The 13,396-nt window shown below is 39.7% G+C and carries 14 protein-coding genes; all 14 read left to right on the top strand.

The features are described from left to right. Nucleotides 1-323: 323 nt before the first annotated feature. A complete protein-coding gene (locus ACRD64_RS10510) occupies nucleotides 324-560 on the top strand; it encodes a DUF4248 domain-containing protein (RefSeq protein WP_430933298.1) in 237 nt (78 codons plus the stop codon). 83 nt (nucleotides 561-643) lie between these two features. Further along, nucleotides 644-1,525: a hypothetical protein gene (locus ACRD64_RS10505; protein WP_430933297.1), complete on the top strand. Its 882-nt coding sequence runs from the start codon at nucleotides 644-646 to the stop codon at nucleotides 1,523-1,525. A 27-nt stretch (nucleotides 1,526-1,552) separates the two neighbouring features. Beyond that, complete coding sequence (locus tag ACRD64_RS10500; protein ID WP_430933296.1) at nucleotides 1,553-2,641, top strand: 30S ribosomal protein THX; 1,089 nt, start codon at nucleotides 1,553-1,555, stop codon at nucleotides 2,639-2,641. Nucleotides 2,642-2,783: 142 nt separating this feature from the next. Beyond that, nucleotides 2,784-5,249 (top strand): hypothetical protein, encoded by a 2,466-nt coding sequence (locus ACRD64_RS10495; RefSeq protein ID WP_430933295.1) that lies wholly within the window; start codon nucleotides 2,784-2,786, stop codon nucleotides 5,247-5,249. 32 nt (nucleotides 5,250-5,281) lie between these two features. Then, nucleotides 5,282-5,944 (top strand): hypothetical protein, encoded by a 663-nt coding sequence (locus tag ACRD64_RS10490; RefSeq protein WP_430933294.1) that lies wholly within the window; start codon nucleotides 5,282-5,284, stop codon nucleotides 5,942-5,944. A gap of 64 nt (nucleotides 5,945-6,008) precedes the next feature. Continuing rightward, nucleotides 6,009-6,854 carry a hypothetical protein gene (locus ACRD64_RS10485; protein WP_430933293.1) on the top strand — a complete coding sequence of 282 codons (846 nt, stop codon included), beginning with the start codon at nucleotides 6,009-6,011 and terminating at the stop codon, nucleotides 6,852-6,854. A gap of 72 nt (nucleotides 6,855-6,926) precedes the next feature. Next, entirely contained in the window at nucleotides 6,927-7,307 is a 381-nt protein-coding gene (locus tag ACRD64_RS10480) for a hypothetical protein (RefSeq protein WP_430811105.1), read from the top strand. A 20-nt stretch (nucleotides 7,308-7,327) separates the two neighbouring features. Then, nucleotides 7,328-8,104, top strand: a complete 777-nt coding sequence (locus ACRD64_RS10475) for a hypothetical protein (RefSeq protein ID WP_430933292.1) — start codon at nucleotides 7,328-7,330, stop codon at nucleotides 8,102-8,104. After that, entirely contained in the window at nucleotides 8,091-8,441 is a 351-nt protein-coding gene (locus tag ACRD64_RS10470; RefSeq protein ID WP_143302261.1) for a hypothetical protein, read from the top strand. Before ACRD64_RS10475 ends, ACRD64_RS10470 begins: the two co-directional genes overlap by 14 nt. A gap of 7 nt (nucleotides 8,442-8,448) precedes the next feature. After that, nucleotides 8,449-9,537 carry a hypothetical protein gene (locus ACRD64_RS10465; RefSeq protein ID WP_430933291.1) on the top strand — a complete coding sequence of 363 codons (1,089 nt, stop codon included), beginning with the start codon at nucleotides 8,449-8,451 and terminating at the stop codon, nucleotides 9,535-9,537. A gap of 18 nt (nucleotides 9,538-9,555) precedes the next feature. After that, entirely contained in the window at nucleotides 9,556-9,732 is a 177-nt protein-coding gene (locus ACRD64_RS10460; RefSeq protein ID WP_430811101.1) for a hypothetical protein, read from the top strand. Beyond that, nucleotides 9,732-10,202 carry a hypothetical protein gene (locus tag ACRD64_RS10455; protein ID WP_430933290.1) on the top strand — a complete coding sequence of 157 codons (471 nt, stop codon included), beginning with the start codon at nucleotides 9,732-9,734 and terminating at the stop codon, nucleotides 10,200-10,202. The genes ACRD64_RS10460 and ACRD64_RS10455 overlap by 1 nt, the downstream gene beginning before the upstream one ends. Before the next feature lie 14 nt (nucleotides 10,203-10,216). Further along, nucleotides 10,217-10,840 (top strand): hypothetical protein, encoded by a 624-nt coding sequence (locus tag ACRD64_RS10450; protein ID WP_430933289.1) that lies wholly within the window; start codon nucleotides 10,217-10,219, stop codon nucleotides 10,838-10,840. Between the two features lie 52 nt (nucleotides 10,841-10,892). Next, nucleotides 10,893-13,394 (top strand): hypothetical protein, encoded by a 2,502-nt coding sequence (locus tag ACRD64_RS10445; protein WP_430933288.1) that lies wholly within the window; start codon nucleotides 10,893-10,895, stop codon nucleotides 13,392-13,394. The last annotated feature ends 2 nt before the right edge of the window (nucleotides 13,395-13,396 follow it).

Genomic DNA, 13,396 nt, shown 5'->3' with positions numbered 1-13,396 from the left:
CATCCGCCGGAATGTCATGCTAAAACACAACCTTAACCAACGTTTGGGAAGGGGGTCAACATGCTCCGGAATATCCACCTTCACCATAGGCTTATTGTTGCTTGGAACTATTACATTCATCCGATAAGTTCAATAAGTACCCAACAAAATTGGCAATACATTAGAAAGTCCGTAATATATCCTCAGCATATACTCGAATTCAGTTCAGTTATTCAAAAAAGCACTAAAAAGGAAGTCAAAGCACTTGATAGGAACTCAATTCGCTTGCTTTTTCAAATGTTTTCGTGGCTTCATCGTTTATTTTCTTACCTAATTCAGCAGCCATGATTATTCGCAGGACTATTTTAAAACAAGAGCTTGCTGTAAAACTGTACCCTGATAGCATTAATGCAGAATCTGCAATGCAGTTGCTGCGCAAGGAAATTAGGAGAACACCTTCTTTGCAACAAAGATTGTTTAAAGACTATCCCAAAAGCAATACTCCATATTTTAATCATAAACAACTGGAAGTACTTTTAGAACATTATTGTATTACAGTTGATGAGTTTTGTCTTTTATAAATACATTTTTATCTAGCAGTAAACATGTGTGAAAATTTTAAGTACTTTCAATGCAAATTGAAATATAAAAGAATCTAAACACGATGAATACTCCAACTACAATTGAGGAACAATTAAATATTTTTAAGCAAAAATTGAATAAATATATTCCTGAGATTTATTCCTTGTCAGAGATTAAAGATTCAATGCTAAAGAAGAAAATTAATGCTGTAAAGGAAAGATATAATCAGTTAATTAAAATTGAAGTTACAAATACAAATTATAGACCTCATTGTATTTACGACTTACTTGTTTTGGCAGAAAATGATCCGAATCCCAAGAATAGATATGCCTCTTTTCTCATACACATTGAAACTATTGTTAAGGAAATAAAAGAACTAATTGATTCAAGTTTAATGCCTAAAGTAAAGGATGCAATTGTTCAAATGATGTTAGCTGTAGATAAGAAAATTGGCACTAATTTTCAGTATCTGAATTTTTATGGAGAACTACTGGGCACGCATTTTATTCTAAAAAAAGGGTTCAATTTGATTGATATTGAAAAAGAATTACCCAATGGCAAAACTGTAGACTTTGTATTCAATAGTAAAGATGATAATACTCCTTTATATATGGATTTTATTAGCTACCACAACATCGACCCAAGTAGATATAAAACAGAAGAAAAATTCGAAAGCTTTCTTAGGAAGAAATTTGAAGAAAAAATAATTGCAAAAACGGTAAACCTTAAGAGCAGAGATCAATTTTTAGAAATAGATAACAAAGAAATACCTTTTATGCTTTTACCAATTATATGGGGGGATCCTGATGTATTTTTAACTTTTAGAAACCTGATTAATCGTCTTGACGATTCAATGCTAAATGTTGCTCCAATGGCAACACTTCTAATAGAAAAAGACAATCATGGGAACATGCACTATTCTTTTACAACATTAAGTAATGTTCTTGAAAGGCTAGAAAAGTAGCAATTGTGTATTCGTAAATTATTGAAAATGGGCAAAGGAGATTTAAAAACGAGACGAGGAAAAATATTCAACAAATCATATGGAAAGCACCGGGAGAAAGGGAAATTCAAAAGAGTTTATTCCCCGAAGAATATGACATGTTATGTGAGTAAAGAAAAACTTACTAAAGCTAATAAATCTCTAGAGCATATTATTCCTAATGCTTTTGGTGGCAAATTAAAATCATTTCATTTATTAAATAGTTATTGGAATGAAAAATTTGGGAAGACTATCGATAAGACCCTAATAAAACAAGTACCACTTCCAACCTTATTATCGGTAAATAGAGATAGAGGCCAGAATCCTAAAATTGCAGCTTATAGCAAAGGGGGTAATAAATATTTGATTGGAGAGAACAGTTCTGTTGAGCAAAGACCATCTAAACCAATTCAAACTACATTGGAAAATGGTAAAATATCCATAAAATTTATTAAAGGACAAGAAGATGGTATTTTACGAAGTTTAAAAAAGAACAATCCCGATATTAATATAGATGAAATACGAAAGCAGATAAAATGGGATAACAGTAAAAAGGAGGTTGAAATATTTTTTGAAAACAAGTTTACAGCCATAACCGGAAAAGATGCATTTAGAGCAATTACAAAAATAATCGTAAACTTTTATGTTTTTTCAACTAATGAGATTACTGAAGTTGCAGATGCTTCTTTGTTCATAAAAGGAGATTTTGAATGGAACAATAAAATAAAATACTATTATCCAAATAATAAAAATATACATTCGTTAGGTCGCGATGAAGTTTCACATTTAATATATATTAAAGGAAACCAAAAGGAGAAGCTTTTAATTGGTTATTTAGAACTTTTCTCAACTTATAATTTCTTAATAATATTAAATGATGATTATAATGGTAGGAATGTTGAATTCTCTTATTGTTATGATTTAACATCAGATAGAGAAATTAAGAAAGGTATTAGCTTAATCTTAACAAAGCCAGAAGTTGACAAAATGAATTTCCCTCAAGACCATAATACAGAATCAGAATTTCAGAAAAAAGTTGATAGGTTGATGAAGATAAAGGGAATGAAAGGTATTACTAAACTAATATCAAATAAATAATTTGAGTATAATGAACCTTTTTGGGGTTTGTATAGAGAATATTGGGCTAATATTCCCCATCTTTTTCATTCTAGTTCATAACAATTCTTATCGTTTCATTTCTGTTCGATACAATCCGTTAGCACTAAAAACCTGATATAATATGTTTGCTCCCACTATGGAAGCAAGCACAAAAAAAGTATTAGGCACATTAGCAGTTGCAGCTGCCATTGGCGGTGGTTTTTACCTGATTAAAAAAGGCAAGAAACTCCTGTCCGGTGCAAGAATGAACTTTGCACTCCTTGGTTTTCGTATTCATAAACTGGACTTCCAAGAGGTTCAGTTTGCTGTAAAACTCCGCTGTTACAATCCTACAAAAGCTCCAATCACTTTAGCCGTTAACCAAGTTGTAGCCAAATACAAAGGTTCGGCAATCGCTTATTCCACCCCTGATATTAAAGGTCTGACCATTCCGGCAGGCAAATCTCAAGAACCGGAAATCTTATTTCAAGTGCCTTACCTGAATCTAATGGGTAAAGGCTTGACTATGGCTGCACTTCAGAACACGCAGCAGCTTAAAGCCGATATGAACTTTACGCTAACCATCAGCGTGAACGGGGAAACTATTACCACTACGCAAAATTTAACAGACGATAACATGAGCGGATTAGCATTGGGAGAATTGGGTATTGTTTCCGGCCCTCGTAATACAAAAGACGGTCGCAAATACAATCACCTCATAAAAAAAGCATCCGGCAAAGATGTATTTGTAAAGAACGGTAATGTTCTGGAAACCGTTGAAAGTTGTATTGACTTGGTTGCTGAACACTATCTCGAAGTTGAAGAACTGGCTAAAATGCTGCAAGGCGATTCACTGAAAAGTACCTGCCGGAACATCTTTGATTTTTCCTACTCCTACCTGCAATATCACAAAGATGAAAACGGAACGGAACAACTTCGTACACCTGCCCGAAGTTGGCTAGATGGTCAAATCAGGTTCAAGCAGCAGGGCAAAACGTCATCCGGTATTGATTGCGATGATTACAGCATTTTTGTGGGTTCTATCCTAAAATGTCTGGGCGTTCCATTCAAGTTCAGAATTACCAAATATGATGGTAAAAGGAATTTTCAGCATATCTATGTCTTTGTTCCTGCCATTGGCGATAGCGAAGACGAGATTATCATTGACCCGGTACTTTCCAAATTTGACTACCAGAAACCATACAGCTTTGAAAAGTCTGACTTTAATATGTCACCACTTCAACTGGTTGCAGGTGTTCATGGTATTGATGGATTGACAGGTTCTACTTCTTTGGGCTTACCAATCTATGCTTTATCAGGAATAGATTATGCCGGGGGAAGCATGGCAAATGATGATGCCGACCTTATGGCCATTGTTTCGGGTATTGACTTTGAAGATACAGTCAACGGACTTGGTGACCCGGATGCAGCCACATTAAACTACCTCAAGCGAACCCGTAACTTCTTGCATAAAAGCAAGGAGAATAAAGGTAAGATGGCTCACATACAGAATCCTGACCAGTTCATTAGTATGCTCGACCAAGCCATTAAGTTCTGGCACACTCCACAACGAGAAAAAGTACTGGATAAACTGGCGGATATTGAAGAAGCTCTTGCAGAAAAAGGATTGATTAAATACGATGTTGATGCCGTTGAAGGGCTACTGGAATTTGACGATTTAGAAAATGAAATGGATGGTCTAGGCAGAAGAAAGCGAAGAGGTCGTTTTTGGAGAGCCATTAAACGTGTAGGTAAGAAAATTGGTAAAGTAGCCAAGAAAGTAGTTAAGGCGGTTGTTCGTTTTAATCCTCTGTCAATAGCCATTCGTAACGGATTATTGGTAGCCTTACGCCTGAATATGTTTGGCATTGCCAAGAAACTTCAATACGCCTACTTACCGGATAAGCTTGCAACTAAGCATAATATTGATGCAAAGAAATTAAAGGATTTAAAGAAACGTCATAATCGGGTTCGCAAGCTCTTTAAAGGATTACAGGGTAAAGAAAAGAACCTGAGAAAAGCCATTTTAAAAGGTGCAAAACAAAAAAGTTCCGACTTCTCCTTAAAGGGCATGGATGGCTTATTAGCCGATTTAAAAGGTCTGGAATCCATTGGTGAATTGGCAGAACTGGGACAAATGGGTGCCGTTGCTACAGCAGCATCGGTTGGTGCAGCTACCGGAGTTCTGGCTAAAATCAAAAGTTGGCTCAAACCAGTAAAAAACATCTTTACCAAAATCAAAAACAAAGTTGCTCCAAACAGACAAGCAGCTCCACAGTCAACAGATACGCAATCATACAACACACAGAATATGGTTCAGCCATTAACACCAATGACACCCATCAGTCCTATGAACATTAGTGTTCCGCATGTAACCACTCCAATCACCCCGGTTGTACCCATGCAAAAGTCAGTAAGTGTACCTGCAACGGTAAATCCGAAGAAAGGCATGAGTAAAGGGGCTAAAATCGGAATCGGTCTGGGAGTGGCTGCATTAATTGGAACCGGAGCTTATTTCATGTTCCGCAAGAATGATGAGCCAAAGAGCAAGTCAACTCCTAAGAAATCCACAGAGAAGAAATCATTGGGAAGCATCTCGCTTCAATAACAAATGCAATTCAATAAATAAAAATTAGAAACATGGCAGTTAAAAAAACTACGAGTCAAACTCGTGCAAGAACAAGGTCAACCGCCACAAAGATTGACTTTATGAAAGCCACCAACAACATAGGCAAGCCTATTGCTGCCGTAGCAGGGTTTGCTGTTGGTAAGTATGCACTTAAAAAGCTTGAAAAGAGCCCAACGGTAAGCGGTCTATTGGGGTCGGACATGAAAACCTACATCGTTCCGGCAGCGGTTACTATGGGTAGTTTGGTTGTTACACAGTTCACCAAGAATGAATACGTCAAAATTGGTCTGGTAGGTGCAGCAGGTGCAGGTGTGGAATCCATCGTGAAAAAAGCGACTGGTAAAACCATCCTTCAAGGACTGGAAGGTTTAATGGGTGACGAATACACCGATTACGAGGAAGTGGATGGACTACAGGCATTGAATCCGGTAACTCAAGCTCTTCCGGCAGCAGATATTGACATCGAAAGAGAAATCCAAGCTTCGGTTTCTGGTGCAGCAAGTGATTTTAGCATGAGCGATGAACCTATGGGTAGCGCAGCTAAAGACTTCTCCATGTCAGATGAGCCAATTGGTTCGGATGATGACGAGGAAGAAGCAGTTGGCAAGATTACCAACCTTGACCCGGACAGCATGGACTACGACATCTTTTCGGGCGATATGATGGAATCATAGTTCCATCAGCCTTTGATACAATTTGAACTAATCAATTTTTAATAATACAAAAGAGAGTAAAATCATGGCAGAAATTAATGAGCAAAATGATTTGTATCCTTCAATGGAAGAGGTTGAAGGTTTAGAAGAAGCGGTTCTTGATAAAGAAGAGGACGCATTAGAAAAAGAGGAAGACCAAGACGATGCCGTTGATGGTATTGGTGATTTAGGTCGTTCACGTCGTAGAAGCAGGCGCAGAGCCAGACGTTCACGCAGACGTAGCAGTCGCAAACGTTCTGTCCGCAGGTCGTACAATGCAGGTGCGAGAAGCGTTGCTGTAAAAACTGGTTTAACCAGAAACCTGACTTCCAAAGGTCAGTTTGAGCTTCGCAGACAGCAATTGCCACCTGAGATTCAAAAGGCATTGAAAGATGCACGTATGCAAACCGTTGATGCAGCTATCTACACGGTAAAGAGCATTAAGGATAAGTCCGATATTGATTTGATGGAAGCATCAGACGATAAGAAATCAGGACGTACCAACCTGAATCGTGCGCAATTGGATAGCGGAAAGTACTTCTTGTTAACTGACATTGTTCTGGAGTACGCTCACGGAGCATCGGAGGAAGATATTGACCCGGCGGATTTTGCATTCGGTCAGTTTGCGTTGCCACCGCAAATTCTGAACGGTACGTTTGAAATGACCTTGGGAACTAAGGTAATCATGCCTGAAATCTCATGTGCCGTATTCGATGATACCGATACGACCAAGCGTAAGTTCCAATACAAACTGGCAAATCCAAAATGGTTAAAACCATCTATGGACATTACGCCAAAGCTGAACATGCCAAAGGCTATCAATAACGGAGATAAGGTGTTTAACCCTGCCGTTAAGGTAACGCTATTGGGTACTATCACAGAGAAAGCATAGTAACTGAGTTTGTTCATAATCGCAAAGGGGGCGGTATTTCTGCCGTTCCCTTTCTTTCCTAATTAATTACGAATGGAAGCACAAGAGAATATAAAGAAACTACAGGTTGTAAAGTTTGAGGTTAAGAAAGGTCAGACTTTCGAGTTTAACGGTAATACAAAAACGGAACATGATCGCATTAAGGGCATCTTTCTTCGTTTGTCGAACCAACAAGCTTTGCCGGGTGCAACTCTAAGGGTTTGGATTGATGATACGGAAATCATCCCGGACGATACCGAAGTGGCACTACTACATCACAATGATGATATGAGTATTCAGGATGTTGCCTTTCCGGTGGATGAGAAAGCCAAAAACAGCCCGGTACGAATCATCTACAAAGACAATAGCGAAAACCTTGCTGTAAGCGATAGCTATGATGTTCGTGTGTACCTGTTAGCCGAAGTAAACAAGTAAAATTTATCACCCCCATCGAGATGAAACGATACTTTGTTATATCCCACCAATCAAAGGACAATAGTCACATTAACGTTCAGGACTTGCTACCTGCATCTTGTAAGTTAATTACCGGAATTGCTGTAAACGCTACGGCAAAACAGGATGGTCAGTTAGAGGATGTAATCGAGTTGTTGTCATTCCCAAAGCACCTGATAACCGATTTACTGGAACAGGATAGCATTGTTGACCTGTTTTATTCCTACTTACGAACACGTTCAAGTGAGGAAGACAGCCGGGCTTACTTCGTAAGTGATATGCTTCCTGAAATCACACGGATATTAAGTCAGAATATCAAATACACGTGTTTGAGTGCTGTTGAACAGGAAGAACTGGAGCAAAACATCACCGACACATTCAACAACGAATTTACGGATTACCTCTATGGTACAGTTGGTTTGTATGAGAAAGGTAAATACCTGAACAATCTGGAATTTGCCGATTTGATTGCCCAACACACCTTGATGTTCGCATATAAAAAACGTGAAGATGTGTTTTTGCATATCAAACAGGAATACAAACGTCCTGAACCTTATGAATGTGGTAATATCAGTTTGCTTGTAAACGGCAACAGCTTCTTGCTTCGTGATTACATGGTGACAGCCAACCGCAAGGTACGTCACATGATAAAAGAGATTATTCCTTTCCATGAACCTTTGGAAGTGAACAGCAATATCCATACGGTTTTCAAGAGCAATAAGAACAGTGACAACAACACTTTAACCCTTAGAATTTACATTGAATATGAACACGAGTGAGTTACTACATACCATCGCTAAAGACCGTATTGCCGGAATGCGAACCATTGATAGTTACCAGTTAAAACCAACGGTCATTCGTGTTACAGAAGCCAATCAAACATTGGATTTAAAGAATGACATGTGGATTCTGAACACCAAAGGATTGCCCGGAAGCATCGAAGAAATGGAACTGGTAAGCTCCGACAATGTATTCACCGCAACACCCGAAGAATACGAGTTCATGGACGAATACCGCTATCAGGTTTTTACCGATTACATCGACATTAAAACCAATACAGAGAGCTTTAAGCCTTACCGCTTGGAGTTTGTAAAGATTATCCCACACCGAAATTAATAATGATATGTTGGACTTTAGAGAGCAAATACAAAGCATATACGATTTTATCAAGCGTTCGGAGGAACAGCAAAAGTACCCTTACGCTTACGAGATTTACCTTTTAACCGGAGTTGATGAAACGGCATTGACATCAAGAACTTCCGGTACTTCATCCTTTAATCAGGATATTGAAAATGCCGTTGAAAAAGCAAAGCAAGCACACGGAACATTGAAAGTTTACGTGTTTGGTGGAAAAAGCCCCAATGCACGAAGATTAAACACTTACACAGTTAACGTAAGTGGTTTGATGAATCCGCCAAAACCCCCCATTGAAAAAGCAGACATTCAGATTCTGGTAAAAGAAGAAGTTAAGAAGATGAATGAGGAGAACAGCACTCCGAGCATTGGACTTGGCGGTTTATTGGGACTGGTGAAAGATGAAAATGCCAGAAATGACATAGAAGGCTTGTTCGGTTTATTCAATGCCTTATCCGGCAACAACAAGGAAGTAGAGCGAATAGGCTACCAAAAGCAGTTGGATGATTTCAAGTTTGAGACACGCTACAATATGCTTCAGGAGAAGTATGAGAAGCTGAGTAATGAAAACACAGAGCTTCGTGTGGAGCGTGACCAATTCAATAATGAGAACCAAGAGCTGAAACGTGAGAAAACAGATTTAGAGCAACGCTTGGCAGGTTATGCCCCCAACGAGCTGATGAAACGTGTTGCCATAGGCGTTGTATCTGGTATTGGCACAAAAATATTGAGCAACAGTCCCAAAACGGCAGAACTATTTGGTTTATCACCGGAAGAACTAAAAGGAGCTTTAGGTCTGGTAGAAGACAATTCTGAAGAAACACAATCCATCCCGGAAACCTATGTCGAGATTAGCGAAGTCGGCTCTCCGCAAACACCGGAAGAAAAGCAAAAGGCAACGATTATCAAGAACCTTTCAGATGCCCTGTTAACATGGGAACTGGAAGATGTAGCTAAGATTGCCAATATTGTTGGGTTATGCCTTGACCGGGCTGAACTCATCAACAAAACACTCATGTTCCTGAATCAATCCATGCAAGGGGTTCAGGAGGAATCAACCGAAATAGAACAAGAATAACATTAAAAGCATACGATTATGAGAAAATTCAAAATAGGAATCACCATCGAGGCTGAAAAGCCGGAGAAAGTAAAGGAAGTAGGCAACCTGATTCAAAATGCAGTCAACAAAGTTGAGCAGGAAGATATTATCAAGCTTCTGACCAAAGTAGCAAAGAATCCAAGCATAGTTAAAAAGGCACTAAGGTTTATCTAATGGATTTAAGTACAGCAAATAAAGCAGCATTAATCAGTTCGGGAATACGAATCGGCGTTCCGGTACTGGCTATCGGCGTGGGCGTTTACGCCATCCGCAAGATGTTTAAGCGTAACCCTGATGGAACATCATCAACGGTTGCTCCGTCTTTAAAGGATATGGTACTCCAAAAGGAAAACCTGACCATTACGCCTTCCGATGCAGCTTTGTTTGCCAATACACTCTATAGTGCAATGCTTGATTTTGGTACGGATGAAAAGACCATTTACAGCACCATTGATAAAATCCAGACCAAGGATGACATGCTACTGGTGATAAAAGCCTTTGGTATGAAGATGTACCTCTGGGGTACTCGTGCAGCCTTTCTTGGTCAAAATTACAACCTGATTGGCTGGCTACGCTTTGAGTTAGATGATAAAGAGATTGCTAAAATTAAGCCCAAGTTCGATAGTTGGGGCATTCCTCTCTAAACACCAATACAACTATGGATAAGAAGCAAAAGAAGATATTATTTATTTCGGGAGGGGTGTTAACCACCGGGGCAATAGTTACAAGCGTTTTACTGATTCGCAGAAGAAACAGGCGTAAGCGTGGACTATTGCCCCCAAGTGGTTCTGATACACGTCCGGCAAACATTCTGACTACAAACAACAATACGTTACCATCGAACTTTCAAAACTGGAACGGTGGAAACAACTACCTGTCCAATGCACCAAGGGGAATCCGCAATAACAATCCGGGTAACCTGATTTACACCAAAATCAAGTGGAACGGAAAACTACCCAAGGAGCAGAATAAAGACAGACGGTTTGAAATGTTTATAGCTCCAGTTTATGGTGTTCGTGCCATGATAAAAGACCTCAAGCACGATATTGAAAAGGGCAAGAACACGGTTCCGGCTCTCATCGAGGAATACGCACCCAAATTCGAGAACAATACAGCAGCTTATATCAACACGGTTTGCAAGGATTTAAAGGTGAGCAAAACAGCAAAGCTATTGCCTACTAAGAATACGCTTCGCCTTTTAGTACTATCCATCGCTAGGGTTGAAAATGGAGGTAATTACGTCAGCAATGACTTGTTTGACAGGGCTTATTCAATGATATAGCCCTCAAAGAGGGAATTATTAAAGATTTACAAAACAAGAAAGGACTTCACATATGGGAACAATCAAGATGTTTAGGGGAACAACCCCACCGTTATTGAAAAAAGGCGAATGGGCTTCGGATGGTCATTACGCTTATTTGGGAATGGAACACGGACAATATAAAGTGTTTCAGGGTGTGTTTGATATGAGTAAAGACCAAGAGATTACCGGGTTTGAATACGACCTTGACGAAAAAGCGATTATTATTCCTTCAGGTACGCCTTTCTCAAAACTACAACGCTTATTTGATACACTGCCAAAAGCATTGAAATACCATACAAACGAGAAAGCAAGTATCGACATCATGTTTGAAGATGGTATTTTCATTAACGACTTAGGAACGTTCTTAGTACTTCGTGATTTCTCCTACCAAATCAACATTAAGTCACTTAGCAACAAAGTTGATGGTTCGTTAGGAACGTATGTGAAACCAGTCATTTTTCAAAGTGACAGAGCCATTGAGATTTACAATAGTGCCGTGAACTTCTCTGATATTCGTTTTGAATATGCTGATGCCTCAAACGGTGCAATTGCTTACCTGAACAGTACTACCAACATTGATGATTGTTGTTTTGATGCCAAGGTCAACCAGTCATGCGTATTTGACCGGGGCTATAATAAGATTGTATTTTCCGATACTTATTTCAAGATGAACCGGGATGTGGAGGATTCCATTCTGGATAAAGCATCGGTTGGTTCGTTTATTAATATTGCAAGAAGTAAATCTGCACCGGACTTCAGACCAAAGACCATTGTAAGCTCATTAAGTGGTGGGATGATTATTGCCGGAAATGTAGAGGACTTACTTATCTCAGAGAAAAGCCCGGTGTATATGCCTAATGGAGGTGTAGAGATTCATGGTGGTTTTGTAACTCGTCCTGATGGTAACATCGACATTGCTGTTCCAACCAAGTTTTCGCAGTTGGAAAACGACATGAACCTGACTAGCGATTTTGAGCAATTGGAGAACAAACCAACTACTATCACTCAGGAACAAGTAACTGCTATTGAAGCCAATAACCGCAAGAACTCCTACCCACAGCAAGATGCAGAGAAGTTGGCAGGGATTGAGGAAAACGCCACAGCCGGAGCAGACTGGGAATCAAATGTACAGAATAAGCCTGTTACCATTACTCCGGAACAATCGGCAGCTATAGAAGCAAACACTCAAAAGCGAAGCTATCCGCAAAACGATGCAGATAAACTGGCAGGTATTGAGGAGAATGCTACTGTTGGTGCAGACTGGGAAAGCAATGTGCAGAATAAACCTGTAACTATTTCTCCACAACAAGCAGCCGATATTGAAGCCAACAACAATAAACGCAGCTACCCACAAGCAGATGAAGATAAGCTTGGAGGTATTGAAGAGAACGCCACCGTTGGCGCAGATTGGGAAACGAATTTACAAAATAAGCCTGTTACCATTTCACCTGAACAATCGGCAGCCATCGAAGCCAATACACAAAAGGTGAGCTATCCACAAGCAGATGCTGATAAGTTGGCAGGGATTGAGGAAAATGCTACGGTTGGCGCAGACTGGGAAACCAATGTACAGAACAAACCTGTAACCATTTCACCGGAACAAGCCGAAGCAATTGAAGCCAACACTCAAAAGCGAAGCTATCCACAGGTAGATGAAGATAAGCTTGCCGGGGTTGAAGAAAATGCCACAGTTGGAGCAGATTGGAAAACGAATTTACAGAATAAACCTGTAACGATTTCTCCGGAACAAGCAGCAGCAATCGAAGCCAACACCCAAAAAGTAAGCTATCCACAAGCGGATGCTGATAAGTTGGCAGGGATTGAAGAAAACGCCACTATTGGCGCTGACTGGGAAACCAACATACAAAATAAACCAGTTACCATTTCACCGGAACAGGCAGCAGCTATTGAAACCAATAGCCAAAAGAATAGCTACCCACAGGTAGATGCCGAGAAGCTTGCCGGAATTGAAGAAAATGCTACGGTTGGTGCAGACTGGGAAACAAATTTGCAGAACAAACCTGTTACCATTTCTCCAGAACAATCGGCAGCCATTGAAGCCAATACACAAAAGGTAAGCTATCCACAAGTAGATGCCGATAAGTTGGCAGGGATTGAGGAAAATGCAACTGCCGGAGCAGATTGGGAAACGAATGTGCAGAATAAACCAGTTACCATTTCACCGGAACAGGCAGCAGCAATTGAAGCTAATACACAAAAACGTAGCTATCCACAGGTCGATGAAGATAAACTGGCAAGTGTAGCAGAAAACGCTACTGTTGGTGCAGATTGGGATACAAACCTGCAAAACATACCGGACTTCCTTAAAAAGTTCTTACAGGTATATGCTGATTCCGGAATCTTTTCTGGAGAGGATTGGGAAGCAAAACTGGCTGAGATACTGAACTTCCAAATCAACTTCATGAAAAACTTTGTGGATGCAGATGTGGAAAGTCTTTCGGTTGATGTGGCCGGGAATAACCTGAAGTTGAGATTTACAGATGAAACTGATAAAACCATTACACTCCAATAATT

It is taken from the genome of Saccharicrinis sp. 156 (assembly GCF_050589685.1).
GTDB lineage: Bacteria > Bacteroidota > Bacteroidia > Bacteroidales > Marinilabiliaceae > Saccharicrinis.
Note: the sequence above shows the minus strand (reverse complement) of the source record. Positions and strands in the feature narration are given on the sequence as shown.